General features: G+C 71.7%; 16 protein-coding genes. 9 read left to right on the top strand and 7 right to left on the bottom strand.

Annotated elements, in window-relative coordinates; translation table 11 throughout:
- Positions 1-138: 138 nt before the first annotated feature.
- The 4 genes from AC1MBW_RS12295 to AC1MBW_RS12310 all read left to right on the top strand — a co-directional run bounded on the left by AC1MBW_RS12295 (position 139) and on the right by AC1MBW_RS12310 (position 4,976).
- Entirely contained in the window at positions 139-1,698 is a 1,560-nt protein-coding gene (locus AC1MBW_RS12295; protein WP_480024648.1) for a carboxylesterase/lipase family protein, read from the top strand.
- Between the two features lie 108 nt (positions 1,699-1,806).
- The gene (locus AC1MBW_RS12300) at positions 1,807-3,087 is read left to right on the top strand and encodes an inorganic phosphate transporter (protein WP_480024649.1); all 1,281 of its coding nucleotides are present in this window, start codon (positions 1,807-1,809) and stop codon (positions 3,085-3,087) included.
- A complete protein-coding gene (locus tag AC1MBW_RS12305) occupies positions 3,087-3,296 on the top strand; it encodes a hypothetical protein (protein WP_043596441.1) in 210 nt (69 codons plus the stop codon). The genes AC1MBW_RS12300 and AC1MBW_RS12305 overlap by 1 nt, the downstream gene beginning before the upstream one ends.
- A 162-nt stretch (positions 3,297-3,458) precedes the next feature.
- Entirely contained in the window at positions 3,459-4,976 is a 1,518-nt protein-coding gene (locus tag AC1MBW_RS12310) for an aspartate ammonia-lyase (RefSeq protein WP_056048158.1), read from the top strand.
- Between the two features lie 65 nt (positions 4,977-5,041).
- Here AC1MBW_RS12310 and AC1MBW_RS12315 read toward each other — a convergent pair whose 3' ends face one another.
- Positions 5,042-6,175 (bottom strand): YihY/virulence factor BrkB family protein, encoded by a 1,134-nt coding sequence (locus AC1MBW_RS12315; protein WP_054144948.1) that lies wholly within the window; start codon positions 6,173-6,175, stop codon positions 5,042-5,044.
- A gap of 85 nt (positions 6,176-6,260) precedes the next feature.
- Between AC1MBW_RS12315 and AC1MBW_RS12320 the strand changes: the two genes are divergently transcribed.
- A complete protein-coding gene (locus AC1MBW_RS12320) occupies positions 6,261-7,637 on the top strand; it encodes a PrsW family intramembrane metalloprotease (RefSeq protein WP_480024650.1) in 1,377 nt (458 codons plus the stop codon).
- Positions 7,638-7,704: 67 nt separating this feature from the next.
- Here AC1MBW_RS12320 and AC1MBW_RS12325 read toward each other — a convergent pair whose 3' ends face one another.
- Positions 7,705-9,048, bottom strand: coding sequence for an MFS transporter (locus AC1MBW_RS12325; protein ID WP_480024651.1), 1,344 nt, complete (start codon positions 9,046-9,048; stop codon positions 7,705-7,707).
- A gap of 251 nt (positions 9,049-9,299) precedes the next feature.
- Here AC1MBW_RS12325 and AC1MBW_RS12330 point away from each other — a divergent pair, with 251 nt between their 5' ends.
- The 3 genes from AC1MBW_RS12330 (at position 9,300) to AC1MBW_RS12340 (ending at position 12,947) form a co-directional block, all read left to right on the top strand.
- Positions 9,300-9,674, top strand: coding sequence for an FKBP-type peptidyl-prolyl cis-trans isomerase (locus AC1MBW_RS12330; protein WP_054144963.1), 375 nt, complete (start codon positions 9,300-9,302; stop codon positions 9,672-9,674).
- Positions 9,674-10,507: an aldo/keto reductase gene (locus AC1MBW_RS12335; protein WP_480024652.1), complete on the top strand. Its 834-nt coding sequence runs from the start codon at positions 9,674-9,676 to the stop codon at positions 10,505-10,507. The genes AC1MBW_RS12330 and AC1MBW_RS12335 overlap by 1 nt, the downstream gene beginning before the upstream one ends.
- 148 nt (positions 10,508-10,655) lie before the next feature.
- The gene (locus tag AC1MBW_RS12340; RefSeq protein ID WP_480026113.1) at positions 10,656-12,947 is read left to right on the top strand and encodes a HelD family protein; all 2,292 of its coding nucleotides are present in this window, start codon (positions 10,656-10,658) and stop codon (positions 12,945-12,947) included.
- Between the two features lie 108 nt (positions 12,948-13,055).
- Here the strand turns inward: AC1MBW_RS12340 and AC1MBW_RS12345 are convergent, their stop codons facing one another.
- The 5 genes from AC1MBW_RS12345 to AC1MBW_RS12365 form a co-directional block, all read right to left on the bottom strand.
- Complete coding sequence (locus AC1MBW_RS12345; protein ID WP_235450928.1) at positions 13,056-14,174, bottom strand: adenosine deaminase family protein; 1,119 nt, start codon at positions 14,172-14,174, stop codon at positions 13,056-13,058.
- Positions 14,174-15,244 (bottom strand): extracellular solute-binding protein, encoded by a 1,071-nt coding sequence (locus tag AC1MBW_RS12350; RefSeq protein WP_480024653.1) that lies wholly within the window; start codon positions 15,242-15,244, stop codon positions 14,174-14,176. Before AC1MBW_RS12350 ends, AC1MBW_RS12345 begins: the two co-directional genes overlap by 1 nt.
- Before the next feature lie 114 nt (positions 15,245-15,358).
- Positions 15,359-16,369 carry an ABC transporter ATP-binding protein gene (locus AC1MBW_RS12355; protein WP_480024654.1) on the bottom strand — a complete coding sequence of 337 codons (1,011 nt, stop codon included), beginning with the start codon at positions 16,367-16,369 and terminating at the stop codon, positions 15,359-15,361.
- Positions 16,366-17,163 carry an ABC transporter permease gene (locus tag AC1MBW_RS12360; protein ID WP_480024655.1) on the bottom strand — a complete coding sequence of 266 codons (798 nt, stop codon included), beginning with the start codon at positions 17,161-17,163 and terminating at the stop codon, positions 16,366-16,368. Before AC1MBW_RS12360 ends, AC1MBW_RS12355 begins: the two co-directional genes overlap by 4 nt.
- Complete coding sequence (locus AC1MBW_RS12365; protein ID WP_480024656.1) at positions 17,160-17,984, bottom strand: ABC transporter permease; 825 nt, start codon at positions 17,982-17,984, stop codon at positions 17,160-17,162. The genes AC1MBW_RS12360 and AC1MBW_RS12365 overlap by 4 nt, the downstream gene beginning before the upstream one ends.
- A 176-nt stretch (positions 17,985-18,160) precedes the next feature.
- Between AC1MBW_RS12365 and AC1MBW_RS12370 the strand changes: the two genes are divergently transcribed.
- Positions 18,161-19,129, top strand: a complete 969-nt coding sequence (locus AC1MBW_RS12370) for a LacI family DNA-binding transcriptional regulator (RefSeq protein WP_480024657.1) — start codon at positions 18,161-18,163, stop codon at positions 19,127-19,129.
- The last annotated feature ends 2 nt before the right edge of the window (positions 19,130-19,131 follow it).

The following is a 19,131-nucleotide window of genomic DNA, read 5'->3' on the forward strand; positions in this document are numbered from 1 at the left end:
CGGGCTCCGTCCAGTCGTCGAGGGCAGCCATGCGATGTGCACCGACTGCAAAGTCCGATCCATCCTCCCAGGCACCCCCTAGGAGAACGTCGGGTGAACGGCCCCGGTCGGCCGTCCGACGGCCCGTAACATCGCTCCGTGACCGCACAGCCCCGGGCGACCGTCCCGGCCCCCGACCTCGTCCGCACCACCCGCTCGGGCGAGGTCCGCGGCGTGCGGGAGCGTGGCGTGCTCGCCTGGCGCGGCATCCCCTTCGCAGCACCACCCGTGGGGCGCCTCCGGTTCCGGGCCCCCGAGCCGCCCGCGGCGTGGACGGGCGTCCGCGACGCCGGCCGGTTCGGCCCCGCCGCCCCGCAGGACCGCGTGCAGTTCGTCGGCGTCGACGCCACCACGCCGCTGAGCGAGGACTGCCTGACGATCAACGTGATCACGCCGGACGGCACCGCGCCGGGTGACGGGCTACCCGTGCTCGTGTTCGTCCACGGAGGCGCGTACAGCGTGGGGTCGTCGCGAGAGTTCCCGAGACAGGGCGAGACGCTCGTCCGCGAGGGCGGCATCGTCTACGTCAGCCTCAACTACCGGCTCGGCGCCTTCGGCTACCTCGACTTCAGCCACTGGGCGACCCCGGAGCGCCCGTTCGACTCCAACCTCGGGCTCCGCGACCAGGTCGCCGCCCTCGAATGGGTCCGCGACAACGTCGCCGCGTTCGGCGGCGACCCCGACCGCGTCACCGTGTCGGGTGAGAGCTCGGGCGGCAACGCCGTGACGACCCTCATGACGGTGCCGCGCGCTCGCGGCCTCTTCCGCGGGGTCGTCGCCCAGAGCGCACCGCCGAACGCGATCTACCCGCCGGACGTGACGCAGCGCTGGGCGGGGGAGTTCCTCGAGCTGCTGGCGCACGACCTGGACGACGACGACCTCGAGGCCACGAGCGTCGACGACGCGGCGACGATGCTCGCCGAGGCGCCGACGACCGCAATCGTCCGGGCGGCCAGCCGACTGCAGCTGCGCATCCCCGACGAGGACCCGGGCACGATCTGCTTCAGCCCGGTCATCGACGGGGACTTCCTGCCCGAACGCCCGCTCGACGCCTTCAAGGCGGGACGGGCCCACCCGGTGCCGCTGATCATCGGCACGAACGACCGTGAGGGGTCGGTGTTCACCGGGCGCCGGGACATCCTCGCCACGACCAAGCCGCGCATCCGGGCCATCTTCGCCGCGACCGAGAAGAAGGCGCGCAAGGCGATCAAGAAGCACTACCCGGGTCTTCCCGCCCGCCCGGCCGCCCTCGACTTCGGCGGCGACTACGCGTTCTGGTTCCCGAGCGTCAAGGTGGCCGAGCGGCACGCGCTGCACCAGCCGGTCCGGTTCTACCGCTTCGACGCGACGACGCGCATCCTGCGCGCGGCCGGGGTCGACGCGTTCCACGGCCTCGAGCTCTGGGCCATCTACGACCGCATGGGCTCCGCCTTCGGGTGGGCGATGAGCCTGCTGGGTGGCCGTCGGGCCTTCCTGCGCACGGCCGCGCGGACGCGCTCGCGCTGGCTCGAGTTCGTCCGCACGGGGGCGGTCGCCGACTGGCCGACCTACGACCCCCACCGCCGACGCACCCTCGTCATCGACGTCCGCGACCGTGTCGAGCACGACCCCCGGGGCGAACGGCGACGGGCCTGGCAGGACTTCGTGCCCCACGTGTGAGGCGCCTCCGGCCGCACGACGGTCCGCGTCACCCACCGTTCACCGAGATGTACCCCGCAGGTCACCGCCGAGTTGACCCGCGTCCACCCACCTGTGACACTCAGGCCGGTGGACATCACACTCATCGTCGTCCTGGTCATCGCGCTGGCTCTCTTCTTCGACTTCACGAACGGGTTCCACGACACGGCCAACGCCATGGCGACGCCGATCGCGACAGGCGCGATGAAGCCCAGGGTCGCCGTCACGGTCGCTGCGATCCTCAACCTGGTCGGAGCCTTCCTCAGCACCGAGGTCGCCAAGACCGTCTCGGGCGGCATCATCCGCGAGGGTGACGGCGGGGTGCAGATCACCCCCGAGATGATCTTCGCCGGCCTCATCGGCGCGGTCGTCTGGAACATGTTCACGTGGCTGCGCGGGTTGCCCTCGAGCTCGTCGCACGCCCTGTTCGGCGGGTTGATCGGTGCCGCGATCGTCGGTGCCGGCATGGGGTCGGTGGACTTCGGCGTCGTGCTGTCGAAGGTCGTGCTGCCCGCCCTGCTCGCCCCGTTGATCGCCGGCGTCGTCGGGTACACCGCCACGCGTCTCGCCTACACGATCACCCGGCGCCGCGACGACAAGAGCGAGCGCGGTGGCTTCCGCTACGGCCAGATCTTCACGTCGTCGCTCGTCGCCCTCGCGCACGGCACGAACGACGCGCAGAAGACCATGGGCGTCATCACGCTCACCCTCATCGCGGGCGGGCTGCTCACGCCCGACTCCGGCCCGCCCTTCTGGGTCGTCGTGGTCTGCGCCTTCGCCATCGCGCTGGGCACGTACACGGGCGGCTGGCGCATCATCCAGACCATGGGCGGCGGCCTGACCGAGGTCAAGCCCACGCAGGGCTTCTCGGCCGAGGCGTCGACGACCGCGACCGTCCTGGCCTCGAGCCACCTGGGCTTCGCGCTGTCGACGACGCAGGTCGCGAGTGGATCGATCATCGGCGCCGGCCTCGGACGCCGCGGCTCGAAGATCCAGTGGGGCACGGCCGGCAAGATCGTCGTCGCCTGGTTCATCACGCTCCCCGCCTCGGCGGCCGTCGGTGCCGTCGCGGCCCTCATCGCCACGCTCGGCGTCACGGGACTCGTGATCGACGCCGCCGTCGGTGCCGCCGTCATCGCCGGCATCTTCGTCCTCTCCCGCCGTCGGCCGCACGACCAGGGCTCGGCCATCGAGGTCGACGTCGCGGCCACGTCGGTCCTCTCACGTCGTCGTGCCCGGCGGGCCGTCCGCAAGGGCCGCGTCGACACCCCGGCGTCCGGCGTCGAGGCCCCGTTCGTCCGCATGGACGACCCACCCGAGCCCGTCGCCGCCCCGCGCAGCACGGTGCCGACCGACGACGAGGTGCGCTGATGATCGACTGGTCCGCCTTCGTCGTGGTGGCGCTCGTCGCGCTGTTCTCCGCCGCCGCCCTCGTGTCGCTCTACTCGTTCGGCCTCCGCCTCCTGACCGTGGAGGGCCGGACGCCCGTCCGCACCGCCGCCGGCTACGCCTGCTTCGTGGTCTGCGCCCTCGGCGTGCTGTACGGCATCTACCTGATCGTCCCCGGCTTCCACCGCTGACCCGGCATCCCGGGGTCGTCTCGTCCCCCGGGGCGGGAGCGTCCCGGACGGTCGAGCCGCGCCTCCTCGGGAGGGACCCGTCCGTCGTCCCGCCGGTAGGCTCGACGGACGCGTCCGGTCGACGACGACCGGGCCCCGACTGACGACGGAGGCTCACCACACGTGACGACCGAGACAGCAGCACCGACCCGCACCGAGACCGATTCGCTGGGCAGCCGAGAGGTCCCCGCCGACGTGTACTGGGGCATCCACACCGCCCGGGCGCTCGAGAACTTCCCCATCTCGCAGCGGCCCATCTCGGTCTACCCCGACCTCGTCACGGCCCTGGCGCTCGTGAAGCAGGCGGCGGCCCGTGCCAACGTCGAGATCGGCGTGCTCGACCCGGTCAAGGCCGAGGCCATCGAACGCGCCTGTGAAGAGATCCGCGGGGGCGCGCTGCACGACCAGTTCGCCGTCGGGGTCATCCAGGGCGGCGCCGGCACGTCGACGAACATGAACAGCAACGAGGTCATCGCCAACCGCGCCCTCGAGCTGCTCGGCCACGCCAAGGGCGAATACCGCCACCTGCACCCGATCGACGACGTCAACCGCAGCCAGAGCACCAACGACACCTACCCCACCTCGATCAAGATCGCGATGGTGCTCACGTTGCGCCGCCTCTTGGTCGAACTCGACCTGCTCGCCGACTCGTTCGCCGCCAAGGGAGCCGAGTTCCACGACGTGCTCAAGGTCGGCCGCACCCAGCTGCAGGACGCCGTGCCGATGACCCTCGGCCAAGAGTTCACGGGCTTCGCCCACACCCTGGCCGAAGACGTCCAGCGACTGCGCGACGTGGTGCCGCTGCTCGGCGAGATCAACCTCGGTGCCACGGCCATCGGCACGGGCATCACGGCCGACCCGCTCTACGCCGACGCCGTCCGCCGCCACCTCAGCACGCTCTCGGGCATGGACCTCGTCACGGCCCCCGACCTCATCGAGGCGACGAGCGACACGGGTGTCTTCATGACGCTCAGCGGCGCCCTGAAGCGCAGTGCGATCAAGCTGTCCAAGATCTGCAACGACCTGCGACTGCTGTCGTCGGGCCCGCAGGCCGGCATCAGCGAGATCACGCTGCCGCCGCGCCAGGCCGGGTCGTCGATCATGCCGGGCAAGGTGAACCCGGTGATCCCCGAGGTGGTCAACCAGGTCGCGTTCTCGGTGGCGGGGGCCGACGTGACGGTCACGATGGCCGCCGAGGCCGGGCAGCTGCAGCTCAACGCGTTCGAGCCCGTCATCACCCACTCCGTCATGCAGAGCCTGCAGTGGATGACCTACGCCTGCCAGACGCTGCGGATCAACTGCGTCGACGGCATCGAGGCGAACCGCGCCCGCCTGACCCAGCAGGTCGAGACGAACGTCGGCAGCGTCACGGCGCTCACGCCCTACATCGGCTACACGGCGGCTGCGGCGATCGCGCACACCGCGCTGACGACGAACGCGGCGATCGCGCCGCTCGTCGTCGCGGCCGGCCTCATGACGGACGAGCAGGTGCGCAAGGTGCTCTCGCCCGCTCGCCTCTCGGGGCTCGCGCCGATCACCAGCGCGATCACCGTCATCGACGTCGAGGACCCCGCCGCGGCGGTGGCCCGGGCGGCCAACACGACGGGCGCCCGCAACCCGGGCGACGAGACCGCCGGCTGACGCGACCACGGGCAGGAGGCGCGGTGTCGGTCGACCGGCACCGCGCCTCCTGAGGGTCCGCGCCTCTAAGGCGTCGACGGGGCGTGGGTGCTCGGGTCGACCTGGTCGGCTCGCTGTGCGGCCTGAGGCCGCTCGTCGGCGGGCCGGTCGCGATCGCCCCGGAGGTGGACGCGCCGCAGTTCGTCAGGCTCGAGCACGCCGCCGTTCTCGCGCAGGGCCCGCTCGCGGATCGACCGGCCCACCCGGACGTCCCAGGCGAGGTTCCGCGCCAGGATGTGGTTGCGCGCGGTGTCACGGAGCGGCAGGGGGATGACCTCCTCGGCCTGCACCCCTCGACGCAACTGACGCATGCGCAGGATCTCGCTGTCGAGCTCGCCGCCGATCACGAGCACGAAGTTGCTGATGTACGCGTAGAGCAGCACGACCACGACACCGCCCACCCAGCCGTAGAAGCGGTCGTAGTTCGACACCGTCGCGACGTAGACCGCGAAGCCCACCGTCGCGATCGCCCACCCGCCGAGGGCGACCATGGCTCCGTACGAGACCCAGCGCAGGCGCGGTGGTCGCACGTTGGGCGTGAAGAAGTAGAGCATCGCGACCGAGAGGACGGCCAGGACCACGAGCACCGGCCACTTGACGACGTTGTAGAGGTCGGTCCACGGTCGACCGATGCCGAAGCGGGCGGCGACCGCGTCGCTGAGCGTCGGCGTCACGAGCAGGATGACGGCGATGACGGCGAACGACACCATCAGCACGAGCGTGACGATCATCATGTGTCCGCGGAACTTCCAGATGCGGCGCCCCTCCTCGACCTCGTAGGCGGTGTTCATCGCCCGACCGAACGCCGTCGTGTAGGCCGACAACGACCACAGGGTGAGCCAGAGGCCGATGCCGAACGCGACGCCGGGGTTCGACAGGCTGAGCATCTGCTCGAGCGGCCAGCGCAGGGTCTCGATCGCGTCGGGGCTCAGGACGTACCGGGCCACCGAGAGGATCTCGTCCACGGCGTCGCCGTCGTCGACGAACAGGGCGACCCCCGAGACGAGCGCGAGCGCACCGGGCACCAGGGCGAGCATGGAGAAGAAGGTGAGCGACCCGGCGGCGTCGATCGTGCGATGGCGCAGGAAATCGTGCCAGACCCGCATGATCACGTACCGGAACAGCGACGGGTCCTCGGGCAGGGAACGCGTCGGGGCCATCCTGCGAGATTACCGGGCCGTCCGGGGCGTCGCGGCCCGTCCCGGACCCCGCGCCGACCCCGGCGTCAGCCCGTAGGGTCGGGGGATGACCTGGTCCGATCCCCGCGGCGTCGGACACGACGCGTACGGACGCCCCCTGACGCCCTACGCCGATCCCACGTCGGTCCCCTCGACAGCGGGTGCCGGGTGGCCGGGCCACGGTCCGGCGGTCAATCCCGAGCCGGTCTGGTACCCCGTGCAGCCGGTCTTCGTCCAACCGACCCCGCGCCGCCGGGTCGCGAGTGCCGTGGCGCTCGCCGCCGGCTTCACCGTGATCGGCACCTTCGCCCTGGCCGTCGGCTTGTACTTCCTGATCTTCGTCCAGCCCGCCGTCCTGCTGGCCGGGAGCCTGCTCGCCTTCGTCCCGTTGGCCATCGTCCTGGTCGGCATCTGGTTGGTCGACCGGTGGGAGCCCGAGCCGCGCGTGGCGCTGCTCTTCGCCTTCCTCTGGGGTGCGGCGGTCGCGGTCGGCACCGCACTGATCGTCGACATCGCCCTCACGACGGCACGGTCGGTGCTCGGGGTCCGCTCGAGCGGGCTCGAGGACGTGCTCGGGGCGGTGGTCCAGGCGCCGCTCGTCGAAGAGGGGGCCAAGGGGCTCGGCGTGCTGCTCGTCCTGTGGATCTTCCGACGGCACTTCGACGGCCCGGTCGACGGCATCGTCTACGCCGCCACGGTGGCGGCGGGGTTCGCGTTCGTCGAGAACATCCAGTACTTCGCCCTGCAGGTCGGAGAGGACCTCGCGACGGGCAGTCAGGGGCTCGCCTACGTCTTCTTCGTCCGCGCACTGATGTCACCGTTCGCGCACGTCATGTACACGGCCTGCACCGGCTTCGCCCTCGGTCTCGCCGCCCGACGGACGGGCCCCTACGGCGCGATCGGCTGGTTCTTCGTCGGCCTCGTCCCCGCGGCGGGACTGCACGCGCTCTGGAACGGTGCCCTCTTCGTGGTCGGCGACGGCTTCTTCGTCTACTACCTGCTCGTGCAGGTGCCGATCTTCGTGGCCATGGTGCTGCTCGTGGTGTTCCTGCGCCGCAACGAGCGGAGGGTCACCCACGACCGGCTCGCCGAGTACGCCGCGGTGGGTTGGTTCAGCGCCGACGAGGTCGGCATGCTCTCGTCGAGCGCCGGTCGTCGCCGCGCGAGGTCGTGGGCCGCGTCCCGGGGCATCCGACCCGCCATGAAGGTCTTCATCTCGAACGCGACGCGTCTGGCCTTCACCCGCCAGCGGCTGGTGAAGGGCCGCCGCGCGCTCGACGAGGCGGTGCAGCGCGACGAGGCCGAACTGCTCTCCGCCCTCACCGCGAGCCGTGTCGCCCTGCAGGCTCCGCCCACGGCCTTCCTCGGATACCCGCAGCACCCGGGTTGGCCGCCGCAGGTGCCGCAGCATCCCGGGTCGCCGCAGTCCGGCCCCGGCTGGTGACGCGCGCCGCCGCGATTCCTCCCGTCCCGGGTGCGGTCGCCGCGACGACCGCCACTGCCGACTCGCGTCAGGGCGTCGGCGCCTCGGCGTCGTAGCGTCCGAACGCGGGCGTGAGCCGGGCCACGAGCGCGACGAGCGCGACGACGAGCAGCCCGCCGAGCAGGGGCGGCCAGAAGACCGCGATGCCCGCGACGAGTCCGACGAAGAGGTCGCCGACCCGGGGCCCTCCCGTGACCACCACGATGAAGATCCCCTGCAGGCGACCCCGCATGGCGTCGGGCGCGGCCGACTGCAGGATGGTCGACCGGAAGATCGAGCTGACGTTGTCGCTCGCACCCGCTCCGGCCAGCGCGATCGCCGCCCCGCCGAGGGCGACCAGGTTCGCCTGGTCGAGTCCCGCCGTGACGGCGCCGCCGTGGGCCGGCGTCACGAGGAGCACGACGCCGAACGCGGCGATGCAGAGCCCGTAGGCGGTGATCGCCCACCGCACGGCCACGCCCTGACGGCGCACGTGGCCGAGGCGTCCGGAGAAGACGCTGCTCAGCAGCGCCCCCACCGCGAAGGAGGCGGAGAGGACGCCGACCGTCACCGCGCCTCCTCCGATGACGAGCGTGCCGACCACCGGGTAGAGCACGCGGGGCATGCCGAACGTCATCGCCACGATGTCCATGACGAAGGTGGTGCGGATGTTCGGCGACCGCTTCAGGAACGCCAGGCCGAAGCGCAACGACTCGAGTTTCGGACGCTGGGTCTCGCCCTCGGGTCGGATCGGGGGCAGCGTGACGATCCCGAGGAACGCCGTCGAGAACAGCACGACGTCGACCGTGTAGGTCAGCGGGAACCCCACGCTCGCGACCAGCACGCCGGCCAGGGCGGGCCCGACGGTCAGCATCAGGCCCATGCTGATGCCGCTCAGAGCGGAGGCGGCCGGCAGCAGGTCGCGGGGCAGGAGGCGCGGCACGATCGAGGCGCGGGAGGTCGCGATCATCGTGCCCGCCACGGCGTTGACCGTGGTCAACAGGTAGAGCAGCCACACCTCGTGCAGCCCGAGGTAGGCGTGCAGCGCGATGGCCGCGGTCGAGAACCAGGCGAAGACGGCGGCGACCAGCGCGACCTTCCGCCGGTCGAAGGCGTCGGCGAGCATGCCGCCGTAGAGGCCGGCCAGGATCATCGGCACGAGCGAGACGACTCCGACCAGGGCGACGGCGAAGGTCGAGCGGGTGATCTCGAAGATCTCGAGGCCGACGGCGACGAGCGTGAGCTGCGTCCCGATGCCGCTGATCGCGCTGCCCGCGAACAGCCGGGCGAAGGCGGGGCTGGTGCGGAGCGGGGTGACGTCGACGAACAGCGGGCGACGGGCGGGCGGCGCAGGGCGGGGCGACGGCGGTGACGGAGGCGGGTTGGCGGACAAGCTGCCATTCTTGCCGATCGTGCAGATTCCCGCAGGCCGGGGTGGCGCGACCCGCAGCCCCGGGTGGCGCGACCCGCGCGCCCCGGTCCGGGTGCTCCCGGCCGATTTGGCGGCGCGACACCACGGGAGTAGCGTCCATGTGTTCGCATCGATGACGTGTTCTCGGTGCGAACGTGGGTCGGCTTCTCGAGCCTCGCAGGGAGGACGCGAGCGGCCGACCCTCCCCTCGGCGGGGTGGTTGGATGGTCGGCATGACTCACGACCCCCAGACCAAGCCCGAGATCGACGCCCCCACCGGCCCCGCCCCCACCGAGCTGAAGATCACCGACGTCACCGTCGGTGACGGTGCCGAGGCGCAGTCCGGCTCGACCGTCAACGTCCACTACCTCGGCGTCGAGCACGACTCCGGCGAAGAGTTCGACTCGTCGTGGAGCCGCGGCGAGGCCATCAACTTCCCGCTGCAGGCCCTGGTCCGCGGCTGGCAGGAGGGCATCCCCGGCATGAAGGTCGGCGGACGTCGCGAGCTCGTCGTGCCGCCCCACCTGGCCTACGGTCCCGCCGGCGGCGGACACCCGCTCTCGGGCAAGACGCTCATCTTCGTCATCGACCTGCTCGGCGTCAGCTGATGACGGTCGCCCCTTCGGTCGGCCTCAACGACGGGCGCACGCTGCCCCAGCTCGGCCTCGGCACCTACGGACTGAACGGCGACGAGGGCACGGCGCAGGTCGTCACGGCGATCTCGTCGGGCTACCGTCTGCTCGACACGGCGCTGAACTACGGCAACGAGGCGGCCGTCGGGGCGGCGATCCGTCGGAGCGACGTGCCCCGCGACGACCTGGTCGTCACGACGAAGCTGCCCGGTCGGCACCACGGGTACGACGAGACCCTGGCGAGCTTCGACGAGAGCCGGGCGAACCTCGGCCTCGACTTCGTCGACCTCTACCTGATCCACTGGCCGCTGCCGCGGATCGACAAGTACGTCGAGACGTTCAAGGCCTTCGTCCGGCTTCAGGAAGACGGGCTCGTCGGCTCGATCGGCGTCTCGAACTTCACGGCCGAGCACCTGCAGCGCGTCGCCGACGAGACGGGCGTGGTGCCCGCGGTCAACCAGATCGAGCTGCACCCGTACTTCCCGCAGGCCGAGCTGCGCGCCGTGCACGAGAGCATGGGCATCGTCACCGAGAGCTGGAGCCCGCTCGCGAAGCAGAGCGAACTCCTGAGCGAGGCACGCGTCACCGAGATCGCGCAGGCCCACGGCAAGACGCCCACCCAGGTCGTCCTCCGCTGGCATGTCCAGCTCGGCGCGGTCCCCGTGCCGAAGTCTGCCGATGCCGGTCGTCAGCGGGAGAACCTCGACGTCTTCGACTTCGAGCTCACGCCCGACGAGGTCGAGTCGCTCAGCGGCCTCGAGCGTGGTCGGCTGTGGGACGGCGACCCGCTGACCCACGAGGAGTTCTAGACCCGGCTCCGACGCGACCACCCCAGGAGGCGCGCTCGTCCCCTCGAGGACGGGCGCGCCTCCTGCGTCCTCGGACCGATTCCGGGCCTCGCCGTCGGTGGCCGGAAGCTAGACTGGCGTGCCGACTTTTCCCGAAGGGTACGAACACCTGTTGTCATCCGAGATCGACCGCGAACGCGCCTATGTGGGCACCCTCTACGAGCGCCTCGACGAGCTGAAGGCCGACGCCCGCGTCCGCCTCGAGCGGACCCGCCGCGAGACCGTCGGCGGCAACCACCAGAGCCGCAGCGAGCGCGACGCCTACGCGCGGCTGTACGAAGACACCATCGTGCAGCTGGGCTCGGTCGACGAGCGGCTCGCGTTCGGTCGCCTCGAACTCGAGACGCCCGACCTGCTCGGTCAGACCGGCGACGTCGACCGTCCGGCCGAGCCCGGCGAGGGCGGGCGCTACCGCTACATCGGCCGCATCGGCCTGCGCGACGAGGCGCACCACCCGATCCTGCTCGACTGGCGCGTGCCCGGGGCCAGCGCCTTTTACCAGGCGACCGCCGCGACGCCCATGGGGGCCCGCGCCCGTCGCCACCTGACCCTCGAGGGGCGCACCGTCACCCGTCTCGAGGACGAGGTGTTCGACCCCGACCTGCTCGACCGCGACGACGTGCAGCTGCAGGGCGAGGGGGCGCTCATGGCCGCGCTGACCGCGCAGCGCACCGGCCGCATGACCGACATCGTCGCCACGATCCAGGGCGAGCAAGACCGGATCATCCGCTCGCAGCTCGACGGCGTGCTCGTCGTCCAGGGCGGTCCCGGCACGGGCAAGACGGCCGTCGCTCTGCACCGGGCCGCGTACCTGCTCTACTCGCACCGCGACCGGCTCAAGGGCTCGGGCGTGCTCGTCGTCGGGCCGTCGCGCTCGTTCCTGCGATACATCGAGCAGGTGCTGCCGTCACTCGGCGAGAGCGGCGTCGTCCTGTCGAGCCTCGGCAGCCTGTACCCGGGGGTCGAGGCCCAGACCGACGACGCGCCCGACGTCGCCGCCCTCAAGGGGTCCGCCGAGATGGCCGAGCTGATGCGCCGCGCCGTCCGGTCGCGGCAGATCCGCCCGGCCGAGCCGACGACCATCGACATCAACGGCGAACGCCTCGTGGTGCGCCCCGAACTCGTCGGCGAGGCCATGCGCAAGGCCCAAGAGCGCGGCAAGCCCCACAACGTGGCCCGGGTCACCTTCAACAAGGCGGCCCTCTCGGCCCTGACGCGTCAGCTGGTCGACCAGATGCGCGAGCACGGCACGACGGTCGACGAGTCCGACGAGGCCGTCCTCCGAGAAGACATCCGGCAGTCGTACGACGTGCGCGTGCTGCTCAACACGGCCTGGCTCCCGCTCAGCGCCGAGAAGCTCGTCGAGGACCTGTACGCCCGGCCGAACTGGCTCGCCTCGATCACCCCGCGCTGGACGCCCGAGCAGCGCGCCCTGCTGCGGCGCGACCGCGGGGCGGGCTTCACGGTCTCCGACGTGCCGCTGCTCGACGAGGCCGCCGAGCTGCTCGGCGAGTTCCAGACCGGCGTCGACCCCGAGCGCCTGGCCCGCAAGGCCCAGCGCAAGCGCGACATCGAGAACGCCGAGCGCGCCATCGAGAACATGGGCGTCGAGGGCATGGTCAGCGCCGAGCAGATCGCCGGGGGCTTCGCCGAGCGCGCGGCGTCGATGACCACCGCCGAGCGGGCCGCGGGGGACCGTACCTGGGCGTTCGGCCACGTGGTGGTCGACGAGGCGCAAGAACTGTCGCCCATGCAGTGGCGGTTGCTCTCGCGGCGCTGCCCGCTGCGGTCGTTCACCGTCGTCGGCGACATCGCCCAGGCGTCGAGCCCGGCGTCGGCGACCTCGTGGGACCGCGCCCTCCAGGCCCTGCTGGGCCGTCGTCGAGGCGGCGGCGCCCAGGGCACCTCGGCTCCGTGGCGGCTCGAAGAGCTGACCGTCAACTACCGGACGCCGGCGCAGATCGTGACCTACGCCGAGGACGTCGCGACGGCGACCGGGCTGCGGATCACCCCGAGCCGATCGGTGCGCTCGAGCGAGTGGCCGGTGCGCGAGGTGACCGGCGCCTCCTCGAAGGACGACTTCGTGCGCGCCACCGTCGAAGCCGTCCGGGCCGACCGGGCGATCGACTCCGAGGGCACGCTCGCGGTGATCGCGCCCGAGCAGGCCGTCCAGGCGCTGGTCGAGGTGCTGTCGGCCGAGTTCGACGGTCTGGTGGCGGCCGGCACGGCGTCGTTGACCAAGCCGATCTCGGTGCTGAGCCCGACGACGTCGAAGGGGCTCGAGTTCGACTCGGTCGTCGTGGTCGACCCCGAGCGGGTGCGGCAGGCCAGCCGACGCGGCAACGCCAGCCTCTACGTGGCGATGACCCGGCCCACGCAACGCCTCACGGTCGTCTCGTAGGCCGGGTCGGAGGGGCCGGGCCGGCCGGCTCGGCCCCGCGCCGGCTCGCCCTGGCACGGTTCTGCCCCGTACCCGCCAGGCCCCGTGCCGGCCAGGCCCCGGACCGGGTCAGACCCCGGCCACCGCGAACTCGTGGTCGAGGGCGGCCAGTTCGCGGTCGAACCGCGCCCGCAGGGCCTCCTTCTCGGCACCGGGCAGCCAGCTGGCGTCGACGCCGGCGTAGGCCATCGAGCGCACCTGGTCGGTGGTCGCCCCGATCTGCTCGTGCACGATGCGGTACTCGGCGGCGAGGCTCGTCGGGAACATGCCCGGGTCGTCGGACGCCGGCACGACGTTCAGGCCCGCGTCGAGCATGGCCTCGATGGAGGCGCGGCGCCAGGGACGCCACGACCGTCGCGAGGTCGTCGACACGACGGTGAACGCCACCTGCTCGTCGCGCACGCGCGCGACGACCTCGTCGTCCTCGAGCACGTAGTACCCGTGGTCGATGCGGTCGCAGCCCAGCTGGTCGAGGCAGGTGATCGTGTTGACCGCCGTGGGGGAGTGCTCGGACGAGTGCGCCGTCCGGCCCAGCCCGGCCTCGCCCGCCAGCCGGTACGCCTCGACGAAGCGCTCGGGCGGCCCACTCGTCTCGAGGTTGTCGAGGCCGATGCCGGCCACGTACTCGTGCGGGTGGTCCACCACCTGACGGACGAGCTCGAGGGCGTGCTCGCCCGACTTGCTGCGGTCGATGCCCTGGATCATGCGTCCGGTCATGCCGAAGTCGCGCTCGGCCATCCGGATGCCCTCGGCGTACGCCTCCACGGACCCGGCGTAGCCGAGCGACTCGAGGTGCGGCGGCACGGCGTCGAAGAACAGCTCGAGGTGACGGGTCCCGCTGGCGCGGTGCGCCTCCTCGAAGGCCTCGTAGACGATCCGCGTGAGGTCGTCCGCGTCGCGCAGCACCTCGACGACCCAGTTCGACGCCTGGAACAACGAGTACGACACCTCGGGCTCGTCGTCGCTGCGCCCCTGCGGCACGGGGATGCGCGTGTCGCGGTAGAGCGCCGGGTCGGGCGGCAGCGAGTTGATGTCGGCGAAGATGCGCTCGGGCTCGTCGGGCAGCTCGAGCCCCTCTCGGCGGGCGAGCTCGGCGAAGGTGCTCGCCCGGACGGTGCCGATCAGGTGGCAGTGCAGGTCGACCTTGGGCATGCGGTCCAGGTAGGCCGGGGGCAGGGTGGTGCTCATCAGCGCGAGGTCACCTCACGGGCGAAGCGGTCGACCCAGTCCGAGCGGGTGGGGACGAGTTCGGTCGGGTCGAGGGTCGAGTAGCCCGCGGCGACCGGGTCGGCGGCGATGTCGCCCACGACGGCCTCGATCGTGTCGGGCACCGTGGCGCCCGGGTTGACCGGCAGGTCGCCGACGATCTCGGCGGACGAGGTCTGCGCCTCGACCGAGAGCAGGTAGTCGACGAACTGGTTCGCACCGTCGACGTTCTCGGCGCCGGTCGGGATCATCGCCCGGTTGGTGGCCATGTAGCGGCCGGTGGCCGGCGCCGTCCAGGCGATCGGTTCGCCCGACTCGACGAGGTCGGTCGCGAATCCGCTCAGCGAGTCCGCGGCGACGATCTCGCCCTGCGTCAGCAGGTTGGTGACCTCGGTGGACGAGCTGTAGAACTGCAGCACGCCCGGGGCCCACTCGCCGAGCTGGTCGAGGGCCGCGTCGATGTCGTAGGGGCCGTCGCCGTACTCGTCGGCGACGCCCGAGACCATCAGCTGGCCGGCCGTCACCGAGATGTCCGGCAGGGCGACCTTGCCCGAGACACCCTCCTCGCCGTAGAGGCTCCACTGCGCGGCCTCGTCGGCGGTCAGCTCGTCGGTGGAGTACATCGTCCCGTTGAGCTGGTAGCTGTAGGCCGGGCCGAGGTAGGAGTCCTCTTTCGCGAAGTCGGCGATCTCGTCGAGCGACGGCACGGCCGAGGCGTCCACCTGCTGGAAGAGGTCGTCCTCCTGGCCGAGGGCCGCGTAGTAGTCCGAGATCAGCATGACGTCGACGTCGGGCTGCCCGCCCGCGACCTGCAGCTGCGACAGGCGGTCCGAGTTCGAGCCGGTGTCGACGACGACCTCGATGCCGGTCTTCTCGGTGAACGGGTCGATGACGGCTTCCTGGAACTCCTCGACGCCGAACGGGAACGTGCTCACGGTGATCGTGTCGGCGTCGGACTCGCCGCCGCCGTCGGCCGAGCAGCCGGCGAGCACGAGGGTCGTCGCGGTGACGCCGGCGACGATCGCCAGGCGGGTGCGGAGGGTGGGGGTCATGATCGTGTCCTTTCGGGGCGGTCTCGGCGAGACCGGGCGGTGTGGAACGCGGGTGGGTGGGTCCGGTGGGGGCGGGTCACGAGGAGGCGCGCGCGGCTCCGCGCACCGGGTGGATCAGTCGGCGAGGGGCACGAGCCGCGAGGCCGGCGCCGTGACGGTCACCCGGTCGCCGATCGCGACCGTCTCGGAGCCCGTGCTGCGGACGTCCGACAGCAGACGCACCTCCGCACCGGCGGCGTCGACGGCATGCACGGTGACGAGCAGGTCGACCCCGCGGTACGCGACGTCGCTGACGACCCCGGCGAGGTGCAGACCGTCGTGCGCCGCGCGTCCTGCGAGGGTCTCGGGCGTGACCCCGAGGTGCTCGGGGCGGATCGCGAGCAGGGTGCCGTCGGCCGCCGTGACGAAGTTCTCGTAGCCGAGGAAGTCGGCGACGAAGCGGTTGGCCGGGTTGGGGAACACGTGCTGCGGTGAACCCTGCTGCATGATCCGGCCGGCGCGCATGAGCACCATGTCGTCGCTCATCTCGAGCGCTTCGTCCTGGTCGTGGGTGACGAGCACGACGGTGAGGCCCGTCTCGGCCTGGATGCGGCGGATCTCGGCGCGCATCTGCACGCGCAGGCGCGCGTCGAGGTTCGACAGCGGCTCGTCGAGCAGCAGCAGCTTCGGGCGGATCGCGATGGCGCGGGCCAGGGCGACGCGCTGTTGCTGGCCGCCCGAGAGCTTCTTGGGCTTGCTGCCGGCGAGGTGGGCCAGACCGACCAGGTCGAGGGTCTCCATCACGCGACGGCGGCGCTCGGCGGTGTCGACGCCGCGCAGCTTCAGGCCGTAGCCGACGTTGTCGGCGACGCTGAGGTGCGGGAAGAGCGCGTACGACTGGAACACCATGCCCAGGTCGCGCTTCTCGGGCGGCGTGCGCGTGCTGTCGACGCCGGCGATGCGGATCGTGCCCGACGTCGGGGCGGCGTAGCCGGCGAGCATGCGCAGGCTCGTCGTCTTGCCGCAGCCGCTCGGGCCGAGCAGCGTGGTGAGCTTGCCCTCGGCGATGGACAGGTCGATCGAGTCGACGGCGGTGAAGTCCCCGAACACCTGGCTGACGGCGACGAATTCTGCTGCGGTGCTCATCTGTTGATGCCTCCGAAGATCTTGGCGAAGCCGACGGTGCGTTCGGCGATGACGGCGATGACGACGGTGCCCGCGAGGATGAGCGTGGCCATCGCCGCGACCATGGGGTCGTAGCTCTGCTGCACGTAGTCGAGCATCGTGACGGGCAGGGTGCGGAAGTCGCGGCTCTGCAGCAGCAGCGACAGGGGGACGTTGTTGAACGAGGTGACGAAGCTGAGCAGCGCCGCCGAGAAGATGCCGGGGCGCAGCAGGGGCAGGGTCACCGTGAAGAAGGCCCGGAGGGGCGAGGCGCCGAGCCCGCGGGCGGCCTCCTCGAGGGCGGGGTCGGCCAGGGCCAGGGAGGCGCCGGTCACCCGGACCGCGTAGGGCAGCATCAAGACGGTGTGCCCGATCAACAGCACGGGGAAGGCGTCGAGCCGGAACCCGATGACGAGCTGCTGGTAGAGCGCGAGCCCCACCACGAGCTCGGGGACGATCAGCGGCGACAGGAACAGCGCCTCGACGAGCCCCTTGCCCGGCAACCTGCCTCGATGGATCGCCAGCGTGGCGGGGATTCCGACGAGCAGGGCGAGCACCGTGGCGATCAGGGCGAGCTGGAGGCTCGAGACGAGGGCCTGGGTGAACGGGTCGTAGCCGAGCGCGGCCTCGAACCAGCGCAGCGAGAACCCCTGGGGCGGGAAGCGCAGGGTGCGTTCGCTCGTGAACGCGGTGGCGACGACGAACAGGATCGGGACGATCATCACGACGTAGCCGGCGACGGCGAGCGTGCCGGCGATGGGGCGGCGGGTGGTCACGATGTGGCTCCCTTCCGGGCGACGAGGGACGACAGACCCGACACGACGAAGACCAGCACGGTCATGATCAGGGCGGTGGCCGAGGCCCCGGCCCAGTCGATCGTCACGCTCGAGTACGAGAAGAGCTGCGTGGCGAGCATGCGCTGGCCCGAGCCGCCGAGGAGGTACGGGGTCGTGTAGGCGGTGACCGAGCCGGCGAAGACGAGGGTCGCGGCGACGACGACGCCGGGCAGCGAGAGGGGGACGACGATGCTCCAGAAGGTGCGGGTTCGGCTCGCGCCGAGCCCGCGGGCGGCGTCGTCGAGGCCCGGGTCGACCTGGGCCACCGCCGAGTAGCACGAGATGATCGCGAGCGGCAGGAACAACTGGGTCAGGCCCAGGACGATCGCCAGCTCGGTGTAGAGCAGTTGCGGGGCCTCGTCGACCAGGCCGAGCGTCGTGAGCAGTTGGCCGATGGCGCCGTTCTTGCCGAGCACCACGAGCCACCCGAAGGTGCGGACGACGTTGCTGAGCAGCAGCGGGAAGATCGCCAGGGCGAGCAGGACTCCCGACCAGCGCGAGGTCGAGCGGGCGAGCAGGTAGGCGACGGGGAAGCCGAGGGCCACGCAGATCACGGTCACGAGGAGGCCGAGCCCGACGGTGCGTCCGATGATGCGCAGGTCGAAGGGGTCGGTGAGCATCTGGCCGAGGCGGCCGACGATCTCGCCGGCGGTCACGCCGGGCGGGGCGAAGAGCATCGCGAGCGACGGCACCGCGAAACCGATCAGCAGGAAGGCGAGGCCCGGCAGCAGCAACAGCAGCGCGGGTTTGCGGGACGTCACGGGTGTCCTCCGATGGGTTCTGCCTCTGGGGGATGTCGGCTCCACGTCGGGTGAAACCGGTTACATCGACCCTAAGGCCGTGGATCGCTCGCACCGGTCCTGCCGTGTAAACAGCTTGTTACAAGCGTCAGGACGTCGTGCGGGACCGGTTTCAGCAAGGCTCTAGGGTGGGGGGCATGACTGGGGCAGGGCGGCTCGCGACGCTGGCGGACGTGGCGACGCTCGCGGGTGTCTCGAAGGCGACCGCCTCGCGGGTTCTGAGCCGCCCCGAGCTGGTGTCGCCCGACACGGCCGGTCGTGTGCTCGCCGCCGCCGCGAAGCTCGGCTTCGTGCCCAACCGTGCGGCTCGCCAGTTGGCCCGTGGGCGGACGGGCGTCGTGGCCCTCGTGGTGCCGACCCTCGACAACGCGTTCTTCACGCCGATCATCGCCGGGGCCCAGGCCGCGGCGGGCGAGGCCGACCTGCAGCTGACGGTCGCGGTCCACCCGTTGGCCGAGGCGGGCGAGCTGGCCGCGTTCGAGCGGCTGTCACACCAGGTCGACGGGTTCATCGTCGTGGCCCCGCGCGGTGCCGACGACGTCGTGCGGGCCGCGACGGGCCACAAGCCGACCGTGCTCGTCGACCGCGAGGTGGCCGGGGCGTCGTCGGTCGTGGCCGACACGGCGGCCGCGTTCGGTTCGCTCGTGGCGCGCTTCGTCGCCGAAGGGCACGAGCGCGTCGCCTACCTGGGCGGGCCCGACGGCTCGTGGCAGAACGTCCAGCGCACGGCGGCGGTGGTCGAGGCCGCCGCCGGCCGGGCCGAACTCACCGTGCTGGGGCCCTACCCGTCCACCTTCGAGGCCGGGGTCCGGGCGAGCGACGACGTCCTCGCCTCCGGGGCGACGGCCGTCGTTCCCTACGCCACGGCGATCGGGCTCGGCCTGATGTTCGTCCTCCGGGCCGACGAGCACCGCGACCGTTCCGTCACGGTCAGCTCGGAACGCATGGTCGTCGACGCCCTCGGGCTGGTGGGGGTCCCGGCGATCGACGTCGACGGCGAGCACCTGGGGCGGGTCGCGGCCGGTCGACTGCTCGAGTTGTTGGCACCGGGCGGGCCGTCCGAGCCGACGACCACGCGCCTCCCGGTCCCGGTCCGCTGGCCCTGACC

This window comes from Frigoribacterium sp. AP1 (genome assembly GCF_056680555.1).